Here is a 24,235-nt window from a genome sequence, read left to right on the forward strand (position 1 = left end):
CCCGGCAAGTATTTTTTTCCTGCGTGGTATGATATCATATGGAGGTTTCCAAGCTCCCTTGACAAGGACGTTCGCCCTTTTCTTTTGCATGGCGATCGATCATGGATAAATTGAGGTGTTTGTTTCATGACTGCTTTTTCCGGCTTTCACCAGGAAGACTTTGACGTTTTTGCCATTGATGGACTCGACCAGCGAATGGACGCCATCAAAACGATTGTTCGTCCCAAGCTTGAAGCGCTTGGCCATCATTTCGCGCCTGTCTTGTCGCTTAAAACCGGGGACGAGATGTTTTTTCATGTAGCCAAGCACGCTCGCCGTACCGTCAACCCGCCAAAAGATACGTGGGTTGCCTGGGCCAATGACAAACGCGGGTACAAAAAGCATCCCCACTTTCAAATCGGGCTGTGGCAGACTCACCTGTTTGTCTGGTATGCCGTGATTTACGAAGCGCCGGCGAAAACCGAGATCAGCCAGTCGCTCCAGTCCAAACTCGACGAGGTCATGACGCTCGTGCCGGATACGTTCCACTGGTCGCCTGACCACACGGAGCCAACGAGCCATTCTCAGGCAGAACTGGGCAGAGACGGCGTGAAAAAGCTGATGGACAGGCTGGCTCAAGTAAAAAAGGCGGAGCTGCTCTGCGGCATTACGATTGATCGCCATGATCCCGTGCTCGCCGATCCGGAAGCCTTGCTGGAACGCCTCGAAAACACGTTTACCGTCCTCGGCAAGCTGTATACAATCGGTCGTTAACCTTTCATCTATCGCCTCCCTGGCATTTGGTTAAGGTATATGCAAAAGAACAGGTCCGCTTTCTTTTGAAAAGCGCTTGCCTGTTCTTTTGTTTTTGGCACACCCTGACGGCACAATAACGGGCATTCTAAAATAGGCTCGCTTACCTGCCTATCTGCCCTGAAGACTGTTCAATCGCCCAAGTCCGCCTTCCACCTCTTGCAGCATCCGCTCGAACAGCTGCTGCACGGTCGGGATGTCGTCGATCAGGCCGATGACTTGACCAGCCCAGCCAAAGCCGTTGTCACAGTCGCCTTCGTAAATAAAGGTGCGGTTATTTTCGCCGCTGATGAAGCTTTTCAGCTCTTCATAGCCGGCTCCTGCTTTTTCCATTTGCAAAATGCGGTCCGATCCTGGCGTGCGCACGACCCTCGCCGGGGCTCCCAGCGTCCTTTTGATGACGGCGGTATCTTGCTCGGTTCCGTTCAATAGAGCCTGCTTGTACGCCTCATGGGCATGCACGCATTCCTGTGTGGCGATGAAGCGTGTTCCCATCTCCACCCCTTCGGCACCGAGAGCGAGCGCGGCGAGAAGCCCGCGACCGTCACCGATTCCGCCGCTTGCCAGCACCGGAATGTTTACAGAGTCCACGACGCGCGGAATCAGCACGAACGTACCGATATCATCGCGTCCAAGGTGGCCGCCGCCTTCCTGTCCGACCGCCATGACCGCGTCTGCCCCGATCGCTTCCGCTTTTTGCGCTTGCCGCACGGAAGCGACCAGCACGAGCTTTTTGATCGGATGACCGTCCAGCCTGCGCAAAAGAGGTTCGGGATTGCCTCCCGTCACGGAGATGGCTGCTACGCCCTCCTCGATGGCAACCTCCAGCGCCTCCTCATAAGGGCGGTTGTATTGGCCAATCGCGAAGTTGACGCCAAAAGGTTTGTCCGTCAACTGCCGCACCTTGCGAATTTCTTCGCGCAGCGCTTCTGCCGAGGGCAGCGACATCGCGGTGACCTGTCCCAATCCTCCCGCATTTGACACAGCTGCTGCCAATTCTGCGTATGCTAGATAGGCCAATCCGCCCTGAACTACCGGATGGTCGATTTTCAGCAGTTCCGTTACTCTTGTTTTCATCCCCATCCCCCCATTTTTGTTATGCTTCTCGGCTACCAGAGGAAACTCCTGCTGCCACACGCGAATATGAATAAAAATTCGCTTGCTTTCCCCCCCTATTTTGCTATACTCAATTTGTTTGTTTTATCCCCTTTATTCTTGATTCGTAAAGCGAGGCGATCGTAGTGAGACAAATGAAAACTCCTTTGTTCAGCGGGTTGTTGGAGCACGCCAACCGGAACCCGATTCAATTTCACATTCCGGGCCATAAGAAAGGTATGGGCATGCATCCGGCATTTCGCGAGTTCATCGGGGAGAACGCTCTCTCGATAGACCTCATCAACATTGCCCCGCTGGATGACTTGCACCATCCGAAAGCAATGATTAAAGAAGCGCAAGAACTGGCTGCCGAAGCGTTCGGCGCTGACCATACATTTTTCTCTGTTCAAGGGACGAGCGGCGCGATTATGGCGATGATTATGGCGACGTGCAGCCCTGGAGACAAAATTATTGTGCCGAGAAACGTGCATAAATCCGTCATGTCGGCGATTATTTTTGCCGGAGCGGTACCGATTTTCATTCATCCAGCGATGGACGAGCGTTTGGGGATTTCCCACGGGATTACAGTGAAAGCCGTGCAAAAAGCGCTGGAAGCCCACCCTGACGCGGCTGCCCTGCTGGTCATCAACCCTACTTATTTCGGGATTGCCGGAGACTTGCGCGAAATCGTGCGCACGGCCCACAACTACGAAATTCCGGTGTTGGTGGATGAAGCACACGGCGTGCATATCCACTTCCACTCTGAGTTGCCGATTTCAGCGATGCAAGCCGGGGCTGACATGGCGGCAACGAGCGTTCACAAGCTGGGCGGATCGCTTACGCAAACGTCCATTCTCAACGTCCGCGAAGGATTGGTCGATGTCGACCGCGTCAAGACAGTGCTAAGCATGCTCACGACGACGTCTACCTCGTACATTTTTCTGGCCTCGCTCGATATGGCCCGTCAGCACTTGGCGCTCAACGGCAAAATGCTGGCTGACCAGGCCATGCAGCTGGCGAACAAAGCGCGCGACATGATCAATGAGATTCCGCGCATCTACTGTGTCGGCAAAGAAATTCTCGGGAAGCCTGCCACCTACGCCATGGACCCGACCAAGCTGTTGATTCACGTCCGCGATCTTGGCATTACGGGCTGGGAAGTGGAAAACTGGCTGCGCGACAAGTACAACATCGAAGTGGAAATGAGCGACTTGTACAACGTGCTCTGTTTTGTTACCGCCGGGGATACGGAAGACTCCGTTCAAGCGCTGGTCAACGCTCTGCGTGAGTTGTCAGTGGAGTTTTCCCACGTGCAGGCAGAAGAAAAGCCAACGATCTCCCTGCCGAACATCCCGGTGCTGTCCACGACACCACGCGATGCGTTCTATGCCGAAACCGAAACCATTCCGCTGGTGGAAGCGGCAGGCCGCGTAACTACCGAGTTTATCATGGTCTACCCGCCAGGCATTCCGATTTTCTTGCCGGGAGAAGTCATCACCGAAGAAAACATCGCCTACATCCAGGAAAACATTCGTGTCGGACTTCCTGTACAAGGCCCGGAAGACGAATCGCTGAAAACGATCAAAGTCATCAAACGCCAAACCGCCATTTCGGGATAAGCTCGCCGAACTTGCATCCCAAGCCGTTGCCTCTGCGGAGACAACGGCTTTTTGCTTTTTTGGGCATGTATCGCCTGAACCTTTTGAGATAAGATAGAAATGGGAAAAATCAGGAAGGTGTTGATCCTTTTGCCAGACTGGTCCTATCAAACGTTGTTTCGGCCCTTGCTTTTTCTGCTGCCAGCCGAACGCGCCAGAAGCCTGACCCTCACCGCCATCGGCACGCTGGCAAAGCTGCCTGGCGGCTCGTCCATCATCGAGCTGATGGGCCATATGCATCCGCCTGCAACTTTATCCAAAACAGTCGGCGCACTGACCTTCCCTGCTCCGGTTGGCCTGGGAGCTGGTCTAGACCCGGCTGGAACAGCGCTTGGAGCATTGTCGCGCTTCGGTTTTGGCTACATCGAGCTGGGGCCAGTTACGCTTGCGCCGCTTGCCGATTCCGGGCAGACGGCTCGGAACGTGGGCACTTCCGCCATTACGTACAGGACACCGCTTGAAAATCCGGGAATCGAAGCCGTAGAAAGCCGTTTGCGCCAATCCACTTCCACGCCGTCAGCGATCCCGCTCGGAGCCAGATTGGGGTTTCGTCCGGGGGCAACATTAGAGGAAGCGACAACGGAGAGAGAACAGCTGATGGCCCGTTTGCAGCCGTACTGCGCCTTTTTTTCGTTGGACTGCCGCGCCATGGAGGGAGACAACCCGTGGAGTGACGCCGAGTGGCAGCATCATCTGGCCTGTTTGCGGCAAGCTACCGAGCTGCCCGTCCTGCTGGCGCTCCCGCCTGACCTGGAGGAAAACCAGTGGCTTCGTCTGCTCCGCCTGGCCCGGCAAGCAGGGCTGAACGGCGTGATCGTATGCGGGGGCGTCAGAGGCGTAGGCGTACAGCAGCGGGAGCGGGATGCGGAAAATGTGCATACTGCTGCATACGTCACAGGCGAGCCGTCACACACAGCTTCTCTCCAAGCTGTTTCCCGCACCAGAGCGGCCTGGCCTGAATGCCTTTTGATCGGCTCTGGCGGCATCCTGGAACCGGCAGACGCTCTTGCTTTTTTTGACGCTGGCGCTGACTTTGTCCAGTTGCACAGCGGTTTGGTCTACTCCGGTCCTGGCCTGCCGAAGCGAATCAACGAAGCGATTTTGCAATCCCGTTTCGGCGCATGCGCTTCGCTGGACTGTCCGCTCCCGGACATGGACAAGGAAGCAGCGGCAGTGTCTGAAACGACCACGACTACGAAAAAGCCACAGGAACGATCTGCCTTGTGGCTTCCTTCCTGGCTTTGCGGGCTGCTTTTGGGCATCGGGATGATCATCGGCGGCGCACTGGCGTGGCTGGTTGCCGTTGCCAGCGTCATCCTCCCGTACGACGAACGTTTTTTGCAAATGAGCGCGGAACAACTTGCTTTGATCAGCCCGCAGCTGCTTTCGTTTATGGCTCACGACCGGATCAGCCTGGCGGGAACGATGATCTCGATCGGCATCATGTATGCGCAGCTATCGTATCACGGCTTGCGCAACGACATTCATTGGACGCGCGCCGTGCTGCTCGCTTCCGGAGCGGTCGGATTCTCCAGCTTTTTCCTGTTTATTGGCTACGGCTATTTTGACTACATGCACGCGATTCTGGCGCTGCTTTTGCTCCCGCTGTTCTTGCTTGCTCTGCGTACGCGAGCCAACAGACATATGCCTGCCCTTCCGCCAGACGTACATAACGACCGGACGTGGAAAATGGCTTTGTGGGGGCAGCTGCTTTTTGTCATCATCGGCTTTAGCCTGACGGGAGCTGGACTGATCATTTCCCTGATCGGGATTACTGGCGTCTTCGTTCCATCCGATTTGGTCTTTCTTTGCGTATCCGCAGAAATGCTGAACGCCTTTAACGAAAAGCTGATTCCGCTGATCGCTCACGACAGGGCAGGTTTTGGCGGTGCACTTGTATCGGACGGTCTCGCTGTCCTCTTGATCAGCTTGTGGGGCTTCCGCCGCGGGGAAGCATGGGTGTGGTGGACACTGTTCCTCGCTGGCATACCGGGGTTCGCTGCGGGCATCGGGATTCACTTTGCCGTCGGCTACGTCGACTTCTGGCATTTGTTCCCCGCTTATGTGGCCGTCCTTTTGTTTCTGGCCGGATTACTGCTGACAAAGCCGTATTTATGCCAAATTCCAGCAACTCCCCCTGCTTAGAAAACCTGGCTGCGCCAAGCCTTTGGCGCAGTCTTGGTTGCACTTATACTGGATAAGCATCTGATCAATTCTTATCTGTGCCAAAAAGCGCTCGCGCAGTGCAAAACGGTTTGCACGCAAAAAAGCAGACAGCTGGAAAATGTCCACTGTCTGCTTTTTGCTTGCGCATTCCTTCTAGTAGGTGACGCGCACCACGACTTCGTCCACGTCGCTTTGCTTCATGTAATCGTCAAAACGTCTCTTGTCGTTTACGACCTCGCGCATGGTCATGGTAACTTCCTCGTCCGTTCCTGCAAAGAACACATACACAAAATTGTTGTAGCCGACTTCTTTGAGCAGTTTGCCCAAAGTGTTGTTATTGAGCAAGTCGACATACTTGAACTCTTTTACTTCACCAGGCTCCGGCTTTTCTTCCCCTGGCTCCTCTTCCTCATCGCTATCTTGCGGTTTCGCAAATGCCATCGTGTACACAACCGGATCTCCATCGCGCTCATCGATCCAAACAACGCGGTTGCCGCCGATTCGCGCACTGGACATTTCCGCTTTTTCGTTCCATTCGACGTCGCTGAACGAACCGTCTTCTGCATCATACAGCTCATAGTAGAAATCATTGTCTTTCTTCGTCAGGCGGTTGTCTTCAAACAACACCATATTGCGGGAAGCTTGCGGATTTTTTTGATCGCGATCGTTGAAACGCATCAGCAAATCGGTCCGTTGGCGATCCATGTTGTAGCGGTACAAATCCCAGCCAGTCTTAGACTTGTCGCTTGTTTCGCTCCAAACGACAAAATCGTCACCGATTTGCGCCGATTGCACGTTAACATTTTTGCGGATTTCTGTCGTGTCTTGTTCATCGATTTCGTACAAATAAACGCTCGCCGTTTTCTTGCCAGTCTCTGCCACCCAGGCAGCGTAGTTTCCGTAAATATCGATGGAGAGCGGCTCACTCTTCAAGCTCTCGATCTCCGTCGTTTTTTCTGTCGCCAAATCGGTAATCATCAGATCAGCCCGGCGATTGATGTTCACCCAGAAAAGGTTGTCGCCATCGACTTCGTACAGCTTGTCGCTCGGCTCCTGATCTTCATCTTCGTCCGTAATCTGTTTGGTTGTCCCTTTGCGAATATCGTAGGCAACCAGCGCGTCTTCCTTCTGGTCATACCAGACGACGTAGCGTCCACTTACAACGGCTCTTTCCGGATCGGAGTCCTCGCTGCTGATCGTTTTGCTTGTACCTTTTTCTGTATCATACAGAATGACAGCATTGCCCTTTTTGGCTTCTGCCACGTACACGACATAACGGTCGGAAGCGTCTGGCTGAATCGGCTTGCCGGAAGTGGTCCCGAGCGGAATGACTTCTTGTTCGTCCAGGTCGTACAGACTCAAGCGCAGTTTTTTGTTGTTGTCCTTCTTGGCATACAGCACGTAGTCTTCGTAAAGGCGAGGACCGACCTCGTCAAAAATGTTGCTGACGATTTCTTTGCCAAACGTTTTGTTTAATTGGTGGTAAACCAAATCGTCATCTTCCAAATAGACGACTCTGTCTTTGAAAATATGTACGAATCCCTTGCTGTCCGAACTATCTGTAAGCTGTTTGTTTTTACCGCCGCTGATCGAATATTGGTAAATTTGTTGGCTCGTACTGTTCTCGTACACGATCTTGTCGCTGTAAATGCTTGGCTCGATCTGATCGCCTTTTCCGGAGACTGCCGCTTTTTCTACTCCGCGCTCGATGTCGTAGTAGTAGATGTCGTAGTTGCCTTCTCTCTTGTCTGCCCAAGCTACATAGCTGTCGCCCACGGTTGGAGACTCGGCTTTCCCGCTTGTGGACACGCGTGTCGTATCACCTGTCGAGATGTTGTACAAATAAATGTCTGTGCCTTCATCGCTCTTGTCTGCCCAGGCGACTTGCTTGCCTGTGATTTCCAGACCGCTTACCGAAGCGTCTTTTGTCAAACGGATCTCTTCGTCTTTGGCGATATCGTACAGGTATACGTCGGAGCCTCCGTTGCGAGAGTCGATCCAGACGACGTATTTCCCGTCCACTCTCGGGCTTGTTTTGTCGGACTTTTTATCACCGATTTTCAATTCTGTCTGTTTGCTGAGGTTGTACAGGGTGAGTGTTTTCTCGCCTTCCACTTTCCATACGGCATAATCTTTGGAAATGTCGAAACCATCCTCAGAAATTTCAGGTTGACTAGCGTCTATTTTGATTTCCTCTCCGACACTGTTAGCGAACGCTGGCGTCCCGGTCCACAAGGAGCTGACCAGTAGCGCTGCGGCCATCAGTCCTTGCATGGGCTTTCGTTTCATGAAACAATTCCTCCTTTTGCAACGATTATCACACTTCCCCATTATCCTTCAATATGAAAAGGTTGTCAAAAAAAAACAGGCCCTGAACTGAGTGGCCTGCGCGTTTTATCCTATTCTTTTTCCTGTCTCTGATCAGGTCGGCACTCGCAGTTGCAAGCCGCATAAAGCGTTTTCACTGAGTTGCTCTCAAAATGCTCGATGATGGTCCCGCAAGTCTGACATACGATAGTTCCCATCTGTGTCCCCTCCGCATTGGATTCCTCATGAAATGTGATAACACATATCCTTCGATTCAACGTACTCTCATCTTAATATGCCACACCATTAGGAGTCAATACGGTAATTGCACACAATTTGAATTTAATTAGTATGTCACATTGGTTTTGGCGATTTCATCCAGCCAGTTGCCGATTTGCCGGAGTACATCCTCGCGCTCCGGCTCGTTCAGCACCTCGTGGCGCAAGCCTGGCAAACGCCGAAACGTTTTGTTTCCCTGTATGCCTTCGGCGAAGCGCTCGACAGCATCGGCATCGACGAGAGAGTCGTCACCTGCCTGGAGCACCAGCACAGGCACCGCAAGCTGTCCACTTTGCGCAAAAGCCATGTTCATCGCTTTGTGCAATTCCTGAAACCACCGTACACTGACCTTTGGATAGTTGAGTGGATCGCTTTTGTAAGCAGCCTGAACCGCCACATCCCGCGAAACCATGTCAGGGCTGATCCCGTTGGCGATGGCAAGCGTCGGCCAAACGCGGTCGAGCAGACTCGCCACCCGCGCCTTCCACGCCGGAACCGCCAGCTTCAGCGCAAGGCACGGAGAAGTCAGGATCAGTCCCGTCAGCTCACGAGCGAGCTTCTCTTCCTGCACGAAGCGAGTCGCAATTAATCCGCCCAGGCTGTGCCCGAGCAAAAAGACGGGACGCTTTCCGGCGCTGTCTTGCAGGGCAAACGCCGTCCACTCCCGCACCCTTTGCAAATAATCGTCAAACGAGTCGATATGCCCCCTGATTCCCGGCGAACGCCCCCAGCCTGGCAAATCTCCTGCATACACATCCCAGCCTTGCTGATTCAAAAAAGCGGCGACATGCTCATACCGCCCGTGGTGTTCTCCTGTTCCATGCACCAGCACGATTGCTCCTCTCGGCTCGCTGGCCGCCCATTTATGTACGTTCATCGATCTGGCCTCCTGTTCCTTATCCCGATTGTAAGCCGGGTCGCCCGCCTTCGTAAACAGGGTACTCCGCTTGCTTTCGAGACAGCCACGGCGCTCTAGCAAAAAAGACGGGCAGAAGATAAACTTCTGCCCGCCTGCTAGTACTGATTCTCTTCAAATGAAATGGTCGGTAGGTACTGTTGGAAAAATTCAGCGAGCGCCTGGGCTTCGCTTTCCGAGTCCAGTCGGAAAACTTTTTGCAAATATCCCGGCTTTACCGCATCCTCTGAACAGAGAAGGGTTGATTGCCCCGTTTGCATACAGACCACCAACGGCTTTCCATAAAACTTGTGTGTAAATACAATCCCAAAGTCGTGTCTGGTTCCCTCAGAAACAAATCCGAGAAAACGGACATTCGCGTTCTCAGAAACGTCGTATAAGTGTTCGTAGTGCTCCATCAGCAATCCCTCCTCATCTTGGTTTTCACTCCGGAAATATTTCAAAAATATTCGGAGTATTTAACAGTATACACGAAAATCGGCTTTTTTGCCACCCTCTGCTCCTTAACTAATCAGATGAGTAGGATTCATCACGCGATCTTCGCCCTCCTGAATCCATCTCACCTTCTCCGCTCCGTGCAGCGATTGGGCGACAAAGGAGAGGCATTCGAAGAACAATTCGACTACTGCTGTACTGTATCGTTCCTCCATTTTCTCCAGGGCATACGTCAATCTGAAAATTGATGGGACATTTCTTCTGCTTTCTTCCAAAACTTCTTTGCCTCGCTGGGTTGGGTACACATGGACGACCCGTCCGTCCAGCTCAGACTTTTCAATCGTCACCATCCCTTTCTCCATCAACTTTTTGATGTGAATGACGATCGAAGACGGGTGCCAGAAAGTCCAATCGGCAATTTGGGTGACACGCACTCCTTCATAACAGTAAATGATCCAGAGAATGTTTAACTGCACGGAGGAATCCAATTCGGCTTCCTTCGCCGCCCGCTCCCAGTCTTCCTTGTTTACCACATCAATGGCGCGCATCGTGTTCAATGCTTCAAATACGTGTCTAATCGAGGCCTCCTGCATGGGCTTACTCCTCCATGATCCTTTATCGTTCACTTATCGACTATATAAATAGTATTTATATTTTACACTTTTCAGAAAAGACGCGCAATTGTTTTCGTTTCGCAACTGTCTCATTGCCAAAGAGTGGAAGCAATGCTACACTAAACGCAGATATTCCCGGTACTAGGAGGGTGCAATCGTGAAACTTCAATCGGCCTACATCTATTTTGTGAATGGCTCTACCGCCCAATCTGCAACTATTGAAGACGTGAAAGCCAAGTTTACGCGATATATGGACATGACCGCTAAAACAGGGCAGCAACTCGGCTGGTCCTATCAAGAGGCAGCGTTTCCATACACCATAGAAGAACGTCCGGAAGGCAAGGAATCGTGGTTCCTCCTCAAGGGAAAAGACCCGAGCATGTACAAATCGATCGTGGTCGGAGTTGGCAGCGCCAACGAAGATGGCACCGAGAAGCATTACATCCAGATTTCGCTCCCGGAAGCTGCCACGAACGGAGACATGAACAAAGCCAACGAATACTGTCGTTACTTGGCCCGCGACTACAAGGCGGAGCTGCATTTGTTCAACAAACGCGTCCAATATTTTCAACCTCGCAAACCGTAACCATGAAGCAGCAGGCTCTGACCTGCTGTTTTTTTACGTCTGCATGCGTGCGCTGCTTTCCTCGCGGAGCTTTTTTCGCTGCGCCCGGCATAACATGGGTACAGATAGCCGAATTTGCCAGTACCCACCGCCAGAGGTCAGCGACGACGAAAGAGGTGAAAAGCGTATGGAGCCGCAAGCATTCATCGAGCTGGTGGCAGGCTCCGCCAGGCAGTCTTACTTGAATTATCACATTTTCCCTTCCATCACGATTGCGCAAGCCATTTTGGAATCAGGCTGGGGGCAAAAAGTGCCTGTTGATTCGACGACAGGCCGCTCCTCCTACAATTTGTTTGGCATCAAAGGCACAGGCCCCGCTGGATCGGTCACCACCGTCAGCAAGGAAGTCGTAAACGGGGAAACCGTGTCCCACCCATCCGAGTTCAAAGCTTATTACAACTATCAACAATCCATCGACGATCATGCCCAGTTTCTGCTCAAGCCCGCATACAAAAAAGTGCTGATGGCCCAGACGCCGCAGGAAGCTGCCCAGGCGCTGTCAAAAGCCGGGTATGCCACTGATCCGCAATACGCTGACAAACTGATTCGTTTGATTCAAAATTACAATTTGAGCGCCTACGATCAATTTACGCCTGAAGAGCCATCCCCTTATCCCCCTTGGAAGCTCGATCTCGGCAAACGGGCATTGCGCGAAGGTTTGATTACGTCGCCGGAATGGCTCGGCAAGCTGGATGAGCCGCTGCCTGCCTGGGCGGTCTTCGCTATCGCGCTTCGCCTGCTGGACAAACAGCGCCAAGTTCCATAAGCCATCCGCCGCAAAAATAAAAGCCCCGTTCCAGCCACACGAAAACGTGGGCCAGCGGGGCTTTTTCCTTATAAGAAAACGGGTACTACTTCCTATGCGGCTGCCTTGGATCACACATCCAAACAGCCAAATCAAACGAGCACGTTGATCAAATCATTTGAGATCTTGACAGCGAATAGAACCTTCCATCCACCATCCGAATGCCGAGATCGACGCAATATTCCAATCCTTGCGTGACTCCGTACAAAATCCATTCGGAAGAGCGGTGATTAATATCAAAATCAGTGTAAAGGTCTGTGCCATCGTTACGGATCTCTTTGCGCTCAGTCACGTCAAAAAGGCGCAGGACAAACGGCAGTTCGGCAAAAGGTATCGCAAATTTCTTCTCCACTTCCTGCTCGAACTCCTTCGTCATACTCCACTCTGCCTGAATCGAATGCTCATCTTTCCAGGCAATGTGTATACTCGGGCCTTCTACATCCGTGGACGATCGCGGGGGATTTGTCTCCATCTGCTCCCATCGTTCCTTTCTTTCATGTACTTGCTTTCAACATGTATATTGGTTTATTCAGTCTATTATACCATGTGACCAAGCCAAGTGGGAACGTTTCCAAGCCATTTAATTTATCGCCCTACCGTAAAAGTGTTTTCGCCTACTACGACATACGTAGGGAACTTCTCCGACTTCATTTGGACTTGCACCTTGTAATTGCCGTAGTCCTCCAGCTTGGTCGAAACAAACGGCTCGGCGAAATAGAAGCTGTTCGCGTTTTGCGTCGAATACTTCAGCTCTTTTCCTCTGCTTACTTCTTTGCCATCCGGTCCGATCAGAACCAGTTGTATACGCAAGTCTTTGGCGACGGGAGCTTCGTCCACTTCGACAAAGACGTTGAAGGTGCGCGGAACATTTTTGTCACTGTAGCCTTTGATCGGGTTGCTGAACACGATTGTTTTGTTGCGTGTCTGCTGAATCCCTTCCAGGACAATGATGTTTACATTGGGCTTGACTACTTGCAGCTTTCCTGTTTTCTGATCGTAATCGACGAATCCGCCAAGCTTATTGACCAACGATTCAACCGAATCAGCTTTGGAAGCCGGCATGTCACTCGCAATCGTTTCTGAGCCGACAAATACGCGCAACGCACCTTCTCCCAAAGCAGCGGTAGTCCCGACTCCCGCTACAGTCAGCGCCAACAAGGCCGATAACCATGCTTTTTTCATGTCATAATCCTCCTGTATGTGTGCGCGGCAGCGCTTGTTCTTCCGGAATTTCTTCTCTCTAGTTTATACGTGAAAAACGGCAAATAGTTGTGGTGCAAAGACAAGTTTTTTCAACAATATCCACAGAATCCACAAGCAACGGCCGCACAGGAAGAAAGACTTGTTCACCATTTTGTGAATAACCACTCCGGACTCTTGACAATGCGGGCATATGGCCGTCCGCACACTATTGGTATTGGCCGATAAAAAAAGAACGGCCAGCACAGCCGCTCTTCTTTTGCCGTCGCACGCTAGTCTTGCTGCGAAAGCCAGGTAAAATACCGGGAGACGAGACGAATCGCGACTTCGATCGCTTCCTCGCTCGGCTCGATTTTGGCATGATGCAAGCCGTAGGGGGTATGAACGCCCAGCCAGAACAAAAAGCCGGGAATCTCTTGCAGGAAGTAGCCGAAGTCTTCTCCGGTCATCGCTTCCTTGCAGGCGATCAGCGTCACATCCTCCCCATGCTCGCGAACCCAGTCCATGAACGCTGTCGTGAGCTTTTCTTCGTTGTACACCTGGCAGTAGCCCACGCCGTAGTCAATGGATGCTGTACAGTCGAAACCGGCCTCGATCCCTTTTACTAGCGATTCAATCCTCGCTTTGACCAGAGCCATGGACTCTGTCGAGAACGTGCGAATCGTCCCTTCCAGCCGCGCCTTCTCGGCGATGATGTTCTGCTTGGTTCCGCCCTCCAGCTTGCCGATGGTCACGACAGCGGAATCGAGCGGGTCGATGTTGCGCGAAATGATCGACTGTAGCTGCGTCACCAGATGGCTCCCGGCAACTACCATGTCATTTGCTTTGTGCGGGAACGCCGCATGTCCGCCTTTTCCGACCAAATCGATGTACAATTCGGACGTGTTCGCAAACAAAATGCCCGGCTTTGTAGCAATATGGCCCACAGGATACTCGGGAGCGATGTGCAGGGCAAAAATGCAGTCGGGCCGCCAGAGCGCAAACTCTTCGCTCTCCATCATCGGCAGGGCGCCGCCTGGCCCTTCTTCCGCCGGCTGAAACAGGAACAGCAGGTGATCTGCGATCGGCTGCTGCACAAAATGCGTCAGCAGCCCGAGAGCAATCGCCATGTGCATGTCGTGTCCGCACGCATGCATATACCCTTCATGCAACGAGCGAAACGGATAGGACGTCTCCTCTGCAATCGGCAAGCCGTCCATGTCAGTCCGCCAGGCAATCGTCCGCTTCGGATTGGTTCCGGCAACCTTGACCAAAATCCCGGTGCGCCATGTCTTGATCTCCAGCCGATCTTGCGGAAGCTTCTCCAGGTAATCGAGCAAATACTTTTGCGTTTTTACCTCTTGAAAGCCCGGCTCGGGAATTTGGTGCAGATCGCGGCGAATTTGGGTAAACAAAGATGTCGTCATCGCTTACGCCTCCCCTTTTGCCCCTTGAAGCTCAGCCAGTTCCGCTGCAAAGCTTTCCAGGAAACGGTCTACGTCTTCCTTGGTCAAAGTGAGCGGCGGCAGCAAGCGAACAATCGTTTTTTGCGTCACATCCACGAGAACTCCCCGATCCAGCATGGCTTGCTGCAAGCGGCTGACCTCTTCGGGAGCAGCACTGAGCGGGATTCCCACCATCATGCCTTTGCCGCGCAGCGCCTGAAGCTGTTCCGGGAGGCGCTCACGCAGTGCTTCCAGTCCAGCCCACAGGTAGGCAATCACTTCGTCTACGCTCGCTGCAAATGCGGGATCGAGCAGTTCGTCCAGCACGACATTGCCCAAAGCAGCCGAAAGCGGAGACGGCGCAAAAGTCGTGCCGTGATCTCCCGGCTTGAACTGGTTCATCAGCTTCGTCCCGGCAATGACGCCACCGAGCGGAAGTCCGCCGCCTACTCCTTTGGCAAACAGGATCAAATCTGGCGTCACGCCTGCGTGCTCGTAGGCAAACAGTTTTCCCGTCCGTCCCATGCCTGTCTGGATTTCATCCATGGCAAACAGCATGCCTTCCTCTTGGCAAATGGTCGCCACCTCGCGCAAAAAGTCTACAGACAAAGGCACGACACCCCCGGAGCCAAGAACAGGCTCCATCAGGACGGCTGCTGGCTTTGCCTCGCGACAGATGGCGCGCAATCCGGCTGTGTCCTCCGGATCAAGCTCGTACACGGGAAAATCCGGCTGCGGAAAATCTTGATAGACGTGCGCTTGCCTGGTCAGCCGAACGGCGCCCAGCGTCCTGCCGTGAAAACTGTTGCGCAAGACGACGATCCCTTCGCGTCCCGCTCCGTCGGTCTTCGTCCATTTGTGAATCATTTTGATCGCGGACTCGGTCGCCTCTGCGCCGGAATTGGTGAAGAACACTTTTCCCGGGATCGTCTGCTCGACCAGCCGCTTGGCCAACAGGATCGCCGGCTGGTTCAAAAATACGTTGGAAATGTGCAGGAAACGTTCTCCCTGATCGCGCAGCGCCTGAACAATCCGCGGGTGGGAGTGGCCCAGCACATTGACTGCCAGGCCCGTAAACAGGTCCAAATACTTGTTGCCCGCTGTATCGTACAGGTAGTTTCCTTCCCCTTTGGCGATCGCGATAGGCAAACGTTTATAAGAAGAGACGATGTATTGTTCGTCGAGCGTACGCCAGTCCATGTGAGCTCTCTCCCCTACAGCTGACGTAGCTCCTGCTTGATCTCCGTCTTGGAGCGAGTTTTGTCGTCGATTTGTTTGATGACACGAGCAGGTGTGCCCGCAACAACCACGTATGGCGGCACATCCTCAATCACGACCGCGCCTGCTGCTACGACCGCGCCTTTTCCTACGCGAACGCCTTCGAGGATAACCGCATTGGCACCGATCACGACATCGTCTTCGACAACAACCGGCTGTGCGGAAGGCGGCTCAATAACGCCTGCAATGACAGAACCAGCGCCGATGTGGCAATTTTTCCCGATTGTACCGCGTCCACCTACAACCACGTTCATGTCGATCATCGTGCCTTCGCCAATTACCGCGCCAATATTGATCGAAGCTCCCATCATGATCACCGCGTTGTTTCCGATGGTAACCTGGTCACGGATGATCGCGCCCGGCTCGATGCGAGCCTGGATGCCTTTTGTATCGAGCAATGGAATCGCGGAATTGCGGCGGTCGCTTTCTACCACGTAGTCCTCGATTTTGTCGGCGTTTGCAGCCAAAACAGGCTCGATCTCTTTCCACTCGCCAAAGACGACGCCAGTAGAGCCAGTGATGAACGTTTTTGCGCTGGCACCGAAGTCAATGCCCTCCAGATTGCCTTTCACGTATACTTTCACAGGTGTTTTCTTTTCGCTTTTTTGAATAAACGCGATAATTTCATTTGCATCCATCATGTTCACAGGTAAATCCTCCTTTTTGATCAAAACCTTGCCTTGTTTAAATTGACTAAAAAAAGCAATGAGTGCATTCGCTATCTCATTGCTTTCCAAACTGCCCAAGCAAATCGTAAATAGCGCTCCACAAGAAGACAATCGTCTTTTGTGACAGGATGTTCATTGTTCATGAGCCACCCCAGCCGCTGCTGTTCGAGGGGAACAACAACCGCTTCGGCGCTTTAGCCTTTCCTCCTTTTCCCGCCCCCCGGCAGATGACGAAAAGATGTACTATTCTTCGGCGCACCTCTATTTAGACTTCCAATATTATAATTTCATTTAACTCTACCAAAATCATTCCCATGTGGCAACAGCTTTATAGAAAGAAAAAAAATCGTTGACAACGAGAATCATTTTCATTATCTTATTTTTGTGAGAATGATTTTCATTATCTTATTTGGAGGGTTTCAACCTTATGAGCCGCATTTTGATGGTTTACGCAAGCATGACTGGAAACACACAAGAGATTGCTGAAGCGATTGCTGAGGGTATTCGATCCACAGGAAAAGAGCTGGAGATAAAAGAAGTGATGGACGCAACAGCCAAGGAGCTTGAGGACTACGATGGCATCCTGCTCGGCGCTTACACTTGGGGCGACGGCGATCTTCCGGACGAGTGCCTGGACTTCTACGAAGAGATGGACGACATCGATCTGACTGGCAAAAAAGTAGTCGCATTCGGTTCCTGCGATTCCGCTTACGAGCACGTTGGCGCTGCCGTAGATACTCTCTTGAAAAAGGCGAGCGAGCGCGGTGCGGAAACACCACTTGAAGGCTTGAAAATCGAGCTGTCCCCTACAGCGAAAGAAGTGGAAACCTGCAAGGCGTTTGGCGTTTCTTTCTCCGAATTGCTGGGCTAAGACCAGAAGGCCGCTGAAAAGAAAAAGCCTTTCCACTTAAATCAAGTCATGGTACAATGTCGATCCGACTTTTTCCAGGGAGGATTGATATCATGACGCTACATACAGAAACGGTCTATCTGCGACCTCTGGGCATGGACGACGCAGCCGAGCTTCTTGAGCTTCGGCTGCGTAATCATGCTTTTTTGCAACCTTTTGAACCGATTCGGTCGTCTTCCTTTTTGACGCTCACGGGCCAACAGGAACAAATCGCCCAGGCGGAAAAAGACTTTGCCGCTGGCACAGGCTACGCTTTTGGCGTCTTTCTGCGCGAAACGGACGACATGATCGGCCGTGTTGCCCTGTCAAACGTCGTACGCGGCGCCTGGCAAAACGCGACCATCGGTTACTTCATGGATCAAAGCTGCAACCAAAAAGGCTACACGACAGCCGCCGTCAGGCTCGCTCTCGCTTTCGCCTTTCAAGAAGCCGGTTTGCACCGCGTGCAAGCCGCTGTCATGCCTCGCAATACGGCCTCTATTCGCGTTTTGGAGAAAAACGGTTTTCGCAAGGAAGGGTTGTCCTTGCACTACTTGCAGATCAACGGCGTGTGGGAAGATCATCTGATTTTCGCGCTGACAGCCGAAGACCTGGCTTAATCACGCTGCGCTGTTTCTTGTGCCCGCAATCGCTCCAGGATTCGCCGCTTGCGGTAAAGCATTCTCCCCGCTTCGGCGACATCCTGTACGGTTGAACGATTCAAGTACGCTCCGAACAAAATACCCGCAATCGGTACCAGCTGAAACAGCTTTTTCCACCCGAAATTTTCGGTGTACGTCACGACGACCTCCCGCCAGCCTTGCAATTGCGCGATGACGTCTTTCTGCGCAGCTGGCTCGTCAAACCGGGAAAGCTCAGCCAAAATCGCTTTTTTCCCGACAATATCCGAGGAAGCAAATTGAAGACACTTGACCACGAACAGGCGCTCTCGCTTTTCTTCTGGCCGATATCCGTAGCAGAGGGCCATTTCTTGCAACACTTTCAACGAAGTGCCCAAAAGCAACGGAATGTCGATAGCCAATGTAAAAATTCCGCCGATCCCCGTCGTCGCACCTTGCACCGTGGCAAAAGTCGCCCGCGACTCTTTCAGATTAAGAGCCACTTCATCCATGAGCACAAGCGGCGCTCCTGCGACCTCTTCTGCTCGCGGCTGCCTCGAACCGGATTGCTCCTGCTCAAGCCGCTGAGCGAACTTGCTGTAAATCGCCGCATCCGAAACGAGATACGTCCCTCCCGTTTCAAGAAATGCCGCCATCTCGTCTACTGCCGTTCCCAGCTTATCCCTGACGAAATTCGGCGTTATTTTATCCAGCCAGACGAAAGGAAGCCTGCCCAGCTTTTCCCAAAACCACAAGTCGTTTTGATCTTTCTCCCATGCTTCTACCTCTGCCAGCTCCTGCTGCAAATATGCTCTCGACTCCATCTGTCCCAATCCCTCCCACACCTTTCCGCTCTTCCGTTTCTATTGCTCGCCGCGCTTTTGCTTCCATAAGCACTGATTGCGAAGCAGCTGTTTGATATGCTCCCGCAACTGCTCAGGCGTGGAAAAGCGTGCAAATTCCTTACTGTCTGTTACGATTCCCAGCTTCAAATGTTTCACTTGCTCCCCTTCGATGCAAAAACCGAACTGTTTCAGAATGGCGATCTGTTCACTGGTCATCTGCGCTTGCCCTCCCCTTTGAGCACTTTTCCCAACAAAAACCCCCCTGCCAACTGCAAGGGGGACGTTTGCTTATTTCACTTCTACTTTCAGAGACATGGTTTCATTTCGTTCCTGGACGTTCAAGTCTTTCACGTATTTTTTGTCTTTTAGCACAAGCGAGCAAGTCTTGTACGTAAGGTGGTTGGTCACCTTGATTGTGTAGACGCCTGCTTTTCCGTCGTTGTCCTCGATAATTTGCCGCAAATCGAGGGATGACATTCCCTCATCTTCGTATTCATCATCCGGGTCTGACTCGAAAAGCGCGATTTCCTGTCCTTCATAAAACACTTGAACCGTGTTGTCGGATGAAATCGTCGCTCCAACAGTCGTCTGATTGGAGCCAACTGGCGTCTCTCCGTACGTCCAGACGAGGTTCGGCATGTAGTAAGCCGTGCCGTTGCGTCCCGTTCCATCCCGCAGCTTTTTGTTTCCGCTGCGTTTTGCGTACGTAGCTTTTAGCCGCAGCTCTCTGTCATTGTCCAGCTCTGCCAAGGAATTGACTGAAATGGTCTGCCCGTCGCGATATTCCTTGCCGCGATTGTTGATCAACAGCAGCGGCGATTGGGTAGGAGCCAAGCCTGATTCATCCTTGTCGCAGGCGGGGACAGCCGGGATTGGCCGGACATCTTCAATTACTTGAATATAGCCGCACCACGACTGGCGAGGCTCCCGCTTGCTGTAATAGTTCACCTTGAGTCGGCCTGGCTTGTAGCTGGACAGCAGGAGCGCTGTATGATCCCAGTTCAGCTTCGATTCATCCACCACCACGTTGTCAACGGCCCAGAAGCCCGGCCCTTCGTCGTCTGACGCTTCACTGCCATGCTCCACATGCTCCGCCGCTGTCGCCAGCCAGATCACATGTACAGGTCTTTGGTAAAGCTTTACGGTAATATCGGACGAGGACAAATTTTCCCGCTCGACCATCATCGAGGATTGCGCATTTTGCTGCATCAGCACATCCATCGTCGCAGTTGCACTCGCTGAATCACACGAGTTGGGCGCACCGGGAACCTGAATTTTTACTTCCGTTGCTGAGCTGCCCCAGATGTTGTCAGGATTGGTTGTCTGATTCGGCTCAAAAGTGACCGTCATCGTCATTCCCGCCATCATTTCCGGAATCGCCACCTCGAAATGCTGGGAGTCGGTCAAAGTCTGTCCTGTCCCATTCGCCGACCAGCGTCCGGCAACGGGAGAATACAGCGGAACCACTCCCGGAGCCGCAGGGGCAGAGATTTGCTGGCCTTGCGAGAGCTTTTGACCATTGGCGTCCGTTCCCATGTACAGTTCCGCCATGCCGACGCGAATATTTGTCGTCCAGATGCTCATGCTCATGTCATCGGGAGTGAACACGAGATCGTATTCTCCATTTGCCAGCGTTCCCGTCGCAAAAACGGTTCCCGGTACCGCTTTAAGCTCGGCACCTGTTGCTTTGTTGGTCATTTTCCACGTTCCCGGTACCGTGCTGGCAAAATTCGTAGAGCCCATCATGCCGAAAATAACTGTCTGACGGCCGGCTGGAACTTCCTCGCCCTCAGCCTTCTCCCCTTCAAAAACGCTCGGGTAGTTTTGCGCTTCTACTTGAAAGCGCACATGCACGGTGCTTTTCTGCCCTTTGGCATCTGATACGACAAACGTGAGTGTATGCAGGCCAGCCGTCAATTTGGCAGCCGGAATGGAAAAGCGGGGAACTTGCCAACGGAACGTGCTTTGCGAAGACTGCTGTTCGGCCTGGTACTCCGGCATGGCAACGCCGTCAAGCATCACCTCGCTTTTATTGAGGTTCGTGCCGCTGCCATACGTCGTTTGCAGCAGGTCGATATCGAGAGGAGTATCTGGCGGAAGGATAAATTCGTCATTTTTTACCCAGTTCCACCCTCCTGAATCCTGGCCAGCCACTTGATAGTCGTTAAAGATAATCATATTGTGAACAGGCTGCGAAACGGGCTTTGCTACTTGGCTGTTTTTCTTCATAGATGTTGCAGCCCCTGCTCCCATGGCTGGCGGAGCCGATACTCCCGACAAAAAGGTGCCAGTAGCCAGACACACAAGAAGTGCTTTTACAACCCATTTTTTCACGGAATATTCTCTACCTTTCTTTGCATTCGCTGTAGTGTTTCCACTCGTCTTTCTTCGACAAAATGAGCCTGATTTCCTGTGCCGTTTGAAAAAATTCCGCGCCATTCACATAGGCAAAAACTATTCGTTTGATCATTTTTATAGATTTGATTTATACCTATAAAACTGGTAAAACAAGAGAAAAGGAGGGAGACAGATGAGTCTCACGAATCAATGGAATGCCAAGCTCTACGATGACAAGATGGGTTTTGTGTCCGCTTATGGCAAAGGACTTTTGGAGTGGCTTTCCCCCGTGCCCGGCGAAAACATTCTCGATGTAGGCTGCGGCACCGGGGATTTGAGCGCGCAACTGGTAGAGACTGGAACCAAGGTGACAGGCATCGACTTTTCTGCAAGTATGATCGAGACAGCCAAACAAAAATATCCACAGATTGCCTTTTCCGTAGCCGATGCCCACTCCTATCAATCAAACGAGCTGTATGACGCTGTTTTTTCCAATGCGGCGCTGCACTGGATGAAAAAGCCGCAGGAAGTGATTCAGTCTGTCTGGCAGCTGCTCGTTCCCGGCGGACGCTTCGTTGCCGAGCTTGGCGGAAAAGGCAACTGCGAATACATCCTCCAAGCTTTGCGGATCGCATTGAGTCGGCACAATATTTCGGCAGATGAGCGCTCTCCCTGGTATTTTCCAAGCATCGGCGAGTACACTGCCCTTTTGGAAAAGCAGGGCTTCCGCGTCACACTGGCCTCCCACTTCGACAGACCAACCACCCTGCCAGATGGCGATCAGGGGTTACAGCATTGGCTGGATTCCTTTTGCAGCCCTTTTTTCGCGGGACTGTCCGCGCAAGCGAGGACGGACATCCGCGAAGAGGTGACGGAGCTGCTGCGCCCGGCGCTTTTCCACGCTGGCAGCTGGGTCATGGACTACAAGCGACTGCGCTTCATCGCCCGCAAGGAAGCCACGCCAACCTCTTTGCAGCCGGATGCCAGCCGATGAAGCGAATTGCCTGCTTGCACGCGCACCATTCGAATATTGCGCTTTTAGCCGATGCCTTCGCCGCGCTCGACGTCGAACTTGTTCATTTCGTCGATCCGGGCATTCTTTTGCAAAGCACAGGAGCTGTTGCCCTTGCAATTGAGCAGGCGCACGCGAAACTGCGCGACCATTTGCAGTGGATGAGTCAATGTTCGGCAGACGCCGTGATCATCACCTGCACCCAGTACGCTTCTTACCTAACCCCAGAAGACGAGGCCAGCTTCGCGGTTCCCATTTTCACCATAGACGGCCCGCTTCTTCAGGAGCTGTCGCTTGATCCCGGTGCGAAGCTGCTTTTGTTCAGCAACCCGGCCACAGTCGAGCCGACCATGAACCGCTTGCGGAGCTACGCGCAAGCAGCCGGGAGCGATCCCGCAATCGAGCTTCACATCATCGAAAATTCGTTTGACCTGCTGATGGCAAACAGACAAGAAGCATACTGCGCCAAAATAAAGGAAGCGCTCCATCACCTTCAACTTGCCCGCCCTGGTATAGCCTTGGCAGCGGCGCAGCTGTCCATGGGTCCGGCAGTTGAGCAGTTCAGCCGCGAGACAGGCCAGCTGGTGGCTCATCCTTTGAAAAGCTTGACCTCAAACGTCTGCGAGAGACTTTCATTGACCCGCTATCGCTAAAAAAGACAACAGCCAACGCGATCCGTTTGCAAGACGGGTACACAAGGCTGTTGTCTTTTCTCGTTGCATGCTCGTGCTGTAATTCTTACATGCCTTCCGGATTCATCATCAATACTTCTTCGCCTTCATTCAGGCCATTGACAATCTCTACAAAGTCCGCGCCTTCCAGTCCGATCTCAATTTCTTTCGGTGTCGGCTCTCCAGACGACGGGTCTTTGACCATGACGGTTGCATGTCCTGCTTCCATGACCTCAACGGCATTCAGCGGCAATCGCTTCACGTTGTCTTTTTGCCCGACGTAAATATCGCAATCACCCGTCATGCCGTGCTTCATATCGGCAGCCTCGCTCAACTCCACCTTGACGGCGAAGCGAACAGACTTGTCCTCTTTTGTCCCTTCTTTCGGAAGCTCGGTGACTTTCCCTTTGAACGGCTTGTTGCCAAAAGCATTCAAGTAAACATCTACGCTTTGGCCGAGCTTGATCGCTGGAATATCCATCTCATCTACCGCAGCTACAAAGTAAACAGAGGAAGTATCCATAATAACGGCAACTGGCTCAGAACCAGGGGTTTCGCCTTCTTTGACATTCAGCTTCGTGATGACCCCGCTGATCGGCGCTTCCACTTGCTTTTTGGCGATTTCCCGCTTTTTCTGCTCCAGGTTCAGCAGCGCTTCTTTCAAGGAAAGCTCTTTGTCTTTCAGTTCCAGCTCGGAATCGGTCAAATCCATTTTGAACAAAAGCTGTCCGCTTTTGACTTCGTCTTCCTTGTCAATCTCCACTTTTCCGATCTTGCCATGCGTTCCGGCCAAAATCTCCATTTCATCCGACAATTCAAACGGAGTGGCTTGCTGACTCATGTACAGCACCCCTTTAGGGTCTGTGTACTGAACTTGCCCGATATCTCCTGCGTAGAGTGCACCCGGCTTCTTGACCAGCACTTCGACGTCGTGAACGCCACCCACGCCTTTTTCCTTTTTCCCGATCTTGTCGACCTTCGTCACCACTCCATCCACATAATAGAGGGAGGCGGTGACAAACACCTTCACAGGCTGGCCGACGCGGAACTGATCCGCTTCAAACGCCGTAAACTTCCCGACAATTTTCAAATTGTCGGTGTTGACCAGCTTCGCTACAACCGTGTCAGGAGTAACCGAGTCTCCTTCTTTCACGAGCAGCTCTTTCACCTTCCCGGCTTTGTTGGAGACAATCCGGTCTTTCTTGTTTTTCAGCTCACTCAACTCTTTTTGCGAGCGGGTGATCCCCAGCTCCAGCTTTTGCAATTCAAGCTGGGCGTCCATGCTGTCTACGGTAAACAGCACGTCGCCTTTTTTCACCGCTTGTCCTTCTTTCACGAGCAGTTTCTGCACCTTGCCGCTGCTCTCGGACCGGACTTCCTCACGCGCTTTTGCTTCCACGGTCCCGGAAGAGAAAATCGTTTTCTTCACTTCCCCTACATCTACGACAGCCGTCGGGAAGGAAGGCTCTTCTGCCGGCGGTTCTTCTGCCACCGTGTTTTGCGACTGGTAGTATGCGTAGCCACCGTAGCCGCCCCCTCCCAGAACGACCACGATTGCTGCCAGTATGATCCATTTTTTCTTGTTCATCTTCGTTCCCC

The 24,235-nt window shown here is 52.5% G+C and carries 24 protein-coding genes and 1 riboswitch; of the genes, 9 read left to right on the forward strand and 15 right to left on the reverse strand.

Annotated elements, in window-relative coordinates; translation table 11 throughout:
* Window positions 1-126: 126 nt before the first annotated feature.
* Window positions 127-753, forward strand: coding sequence for a YktB family protein (locus DEP07_RS00765; RefSeq protein ID WP_287101972.1), 627 nt, complete (start codon window positions 127-129; stop codon window positions 751-753).
* A gap of 150 nt (window positions 754-903) precedes the next feature.
* Here DEP07_RS00765 and DEP07_RS00770 read toward each other — a convergent pair whose 3' ends face one another.
* Window positions 904-1,869 (reverse strand): NAD(P)H-dependent flavin oxidoreductase, encoded by a 966-nt coding sequence (locus DEP07_RS00770; RefSeq protein WP_173597019.1) that lies wholly within the window; start codon window positions 1,867-1,869, stop codon window positions 904-906.
* A 164-nt stretch (window positions 1,870-2,033) separates the two neighbouring features.
* Between DEP07_RS00770 and DEP07_RS00775 the strand changes: the two genes are divergently transcribed.
* On the forward strand, window positions 2,034-3,506 hold the full coding sequence (locus DEP07_RS00775) for an aminotransferase class I/II-fold pyridoxal phosphate-dependent enzyme (RefSeq protein ID WP_287101973.1): 1,473 nt from the start codon (window positions 2,034-2,036) through the stop codon (window positions 3,504-3,506).
* Window positions 3,507-3,635: 129 nt separating this feature from the next.
* Complete coding sequence (locus DEP07_RS00780; protein ID WP_173597017.1) at window positions 3,636-5,690, forward strand: dihydroorotate dehydrogenase; 2,055 nt, start codon at window positions 3,636-3,638, stop codon at window positions 5,688-5,690.
* A 174-nt stretch (window positions 5,691-5,864) separates the two neighbouring features.
* Here DEP07_RS00780 and DEP07_RS00785 read toward each other — a convergent pair whose 3' ends face one another.
* From DEP07_RS00785 to DEP07_RS00805, 5 genes are all read right to left on the reverse strand, one after another.
* On the reverse strand, window positions 5,865-8,000 hold the full coding sequence (locus DEP07_RS00785) for a hypothetical protein (RefSeq protein WP_173597016.1): 2,136 nt from the start codon (window positions 7,998-8,000) through the stop codon (window positions 5,865-5,867).
* Between the two features lie 110 nt (window positions 8,001-8,110).
* The gene (locus tag DEP07_RS00790; protein ID WP_083955739.1) at window positions 8,111-8,236 is read right to left on the reverse strand and encodes a GapA-binding peptide SR1P; all 126 of its coding nucleotides are present in this window, start codon (window positions 8,234-8,236) and stop codon (window positions 8,111-8,113) included.
* Window positions 8,237-8,364: 128 nt separating this feature from the next.
* Entirely contained in the window at window positions 8,365-9,174 is an 810-nt protein-coding gene (locus DEP07_RS00795) for an alpha/beta hydrolase (protein ID WP_122964950.1), read from the reverse strand.
* A 137-nt stretch (window positions 9,175-9,311) separates the two neighbouring features.
* A complete protein-coding gene (locus tag DEP07_RS00800) occupies window positions 9,312-9,611 on the reverse strand; it encodes a DUF3055 domain-containing protein (protein ID WP_063229717.1) in 300 nt (99 codons plus the stop codon).
* Window positions 9,612-9,716: 105 nt separating this feature from the next.
* Window positions 9,717-10,241 carry a MarR family winged helix-turn-helix transcriptional regulator gene (locus DEP07_RS00805; RefSeq protein ID WP_122964949.1) on the reverse strand — a complete coding sequence of 175 codons (525 nt, stop codon included), beginning with the start codon at window positions 10,239-10,241 and terminating at the stop codon, window positions 9,717-9,719.
* Window positions 10,242-10,419: 178 nt separating this feature from the next.
* Here DEP07_RS00805 and DEP07_RS00810 point away from each other — a divergent pair, with 178 nt between their 5' ends.
* Both DEP07_RS00810 and DEP07_RS00815 read left to right on the forward strand, forming a co-directional pair.
* Entirely contained in the window at window positions 10,420-10,848 is a 429-nt protein-coding gene (locus DEP07_RS00810) for a DUF1885 family protein (RefSeq protein WP_122964948.1), read from the forward strand.
* A gap of 166 nt (window positions 10,849-11,014) precedes the next feature.
* A complete protein-coding gene (locus DEP07_RS00815; protein WP_122964947.1) occupies window positions 11,015-11,653 on the forward strand; it encodes a glycoside hydrolase family 73 protein in 639 nt (212 codons plus the stop codon).
* Between the two features lie 148 nt (window positions 11,654-11,801).
* Here DEP07_RS00815 and DEP07_RS00820 read toward each other — a convergent pair whose 3' ends face one another.
* From DEP07_RS00820 to dapD, 5 genes are all read right to left on the reverse strand, one after another.
* Complete coding sequence (locus DEP07_RS00820) at window positions 11,802-12,164, reverse strand: DUF4912 domain-containing protein (protein ID WP_063229721.1); 363 nt, start codon at window positions 12,162-12,164, stop codon at window positions 11,802-11,804.
* A gap of 113 nt (window positions 12,165-12,277) precedes the next feature.
* A complete protein-coding gene (locus tag DEP07_RS00825; RefSeq protein WP_122964946.1) occupies window positions 12,278-12,874 on the reverse strand; it encodes a hypothetical protein in 597 nt (198 codons plus the stop codon).
* 290 nt (window positions 12,875-13,164) lie between these two features.
* On the reverse strand, window positions 13,165-14,298 hold the full coding sequence (locus DEP07_RS00830) for an N-acetyldiaminopimelate deacetylase (RefSeq protein WP_122964945.1): 1,134 nt from the start codon (window positions 14,296-14,298) through the stop codon (window positions 13,165-13,167).
* A 3-nt stretch (window positions 14,299-14,301) separates the two neighbouring features.
* On the reverse strand, window positions 14,302-15,516 hold the full coding sequence (locus DEP07_RS00835) for an aspartate aminotransferase family protein (RefSeq protein ID WP_122964944.1): 1,215 nt from the start codon (window positions 15,514-15,516) through the stop codon (window positions 14,302-14,304).
* Between the two features lie 14 nt (window positions 15,517-15,530).
* Window positions 15,531-16,241, reverse strand: a complete 711-nt coding sequence (gene dapD / locus DEP07_RS00840) for a 2,3,4,5-tetrahydropyridine-2,6-dicarboxylate N-acetyltransferase (RefSeq protein ID WP_173597011.1) — start codon at window positions 16,239-16,241, stop codon at window positions 15,531-15,533.
* Window positions 16,242-16,344: 103 nt separating this feature from the next.
* A riboswitch (Lysine riboswitch) is annotated at window positions 16,345-16,534 on the reverse strand.
* Between the two features lie 155 nt (window positions 16,535-16,689).
* Between dapD and DEP07_RS00845 the strand changes: the two genes are divergently transcribed.
* Together DEP07_RS00845 and DEP07_RS00850 are read left to right on the forward strand one after the other, a co-directional pair.
* Window positions 16,690-17,133 carry a flavodoxin gene (locus DEP07_RS00845; protein WP_063229726.1) on the forward strand — a complete coding sequence of 148 codons (444 nt, stop codon included), beginning with the start codon at window positions 16,690-16,692 and terminating at the stop codon, window positions 17,131-17,133.
* 92 nt (window positions 17,134-17,225) lie between these two features.
* Entirely contained in the window at window positions 17,226-17,771 is a 546-nt protein-coding gene (locus DEP07_RS00850; protein ID WP_173597010.1) for a GNAT family N-acetyltransferase, read from the forward strand.
* Here the strand turns inward: DEP07_RS00850 and DEP07_RS00855 are convergent.
* The 3 genes from DEP07_RS00855 to DEP07_RS00865 form a co-directional block, all read right to left on the reverse strand.
* The gene (locus DEP07_RS00855; protein WP_173597009.1) at window positions 17,768-18,595 is read right to left on the reverse strand and encodes an EcsC family protein; all 828 of its coding nucleotides are present in this window, start codon (window positions 18,593-18,595) and stop codon (window positions 17,768-17,770) included. The two genes, DEP07_RS00850 and DEP07_RS00855, sit on opposite strands and share 4 nt — an antisense overlap.
* Window positions 18,596-18,634: 39 nt before the next feature.
* The gene (locus DEP07_RS00860) at window positions 18,635-18,832 is read right to left on the reverse strand and encodes a hypothetical protein (protein ID WP_122964940.1); all 198 of its coding nucleotides are present in this window, start codon (window positions 18,830-18,832) and stop codon (window positions 18,635-18,637) included.
* A 72-nt stretch (window positions 18,833-18,904) separates the two neighbouring features.
* Window positions 18,905-20,950 carry a hypothetical protein gene (locus DEP07_RS00865; RefSeq protein WP_173597008.1) on the reverse strand — a complete coding sequence of 682 codons (2,046 nt, stop codon included), beginning with the start codon at window positions 20,948-20,950 and terminating at the stop codon, window positions 18,905-18,907.
* A gap of 196 nt (window positions 20,951-21,146) precedes the next feature.
* Here DEP07_RS00865 and DEP07_RS00870 point away from each other — a divergent pair, with 196 nt between their 5' ends.
* Window positions 21,147-21,947: a class I SAM-dependent methyltransferase gene (locus tag DEP07_RS00870; RefSeq protein WP_274874086.1), complete on the forward strand. Its 801-nt coding sequence runs from the start codon at window positions 21,147-21,149 to the stop codon at window positions 21,945-21,947.
* Entirely contained in the window at window positions 21,944-22,618 is a 675-nt protein-coding gene (locus tag DEP07_RS00875; RefSeq protein WP_173599301.1) for a hypothetical protein, read from the forward strand. Before DEP07_RS00870 ends, DEP07_RS00875 begins: the two co-directional genes overlap by 4 nt.
* Window positions 22,619-22,703: 85 nt before the next feature.
* Here the strand turns inward: DEP07_RS00875 and DEP07_RS00880 are convergent, their stop codons facing one another.
* Window positions 22,704-24,224, reverse strand: a complete 1,521-nt coding sequence (locus tag DEP07_RS00880; RefSeq protein WP_173597005.1) for an HlyD family secretion protein — start codon at window positions 24,222-24,224, stop codon at window positions 22,704-22,706.
* Window positions 24,225-24,235: the final 11 nt, after the last annotated feature.

Source organism: Brevibacillus sp. (assembly GCF_003521185.1).
GTDB classification, from domain to species: Bacteria; Bacillota; Bacilli; order Brevibacillales; family Brevibacillaceae; genus Brevibacillus; species Brevibacillus parabrevis.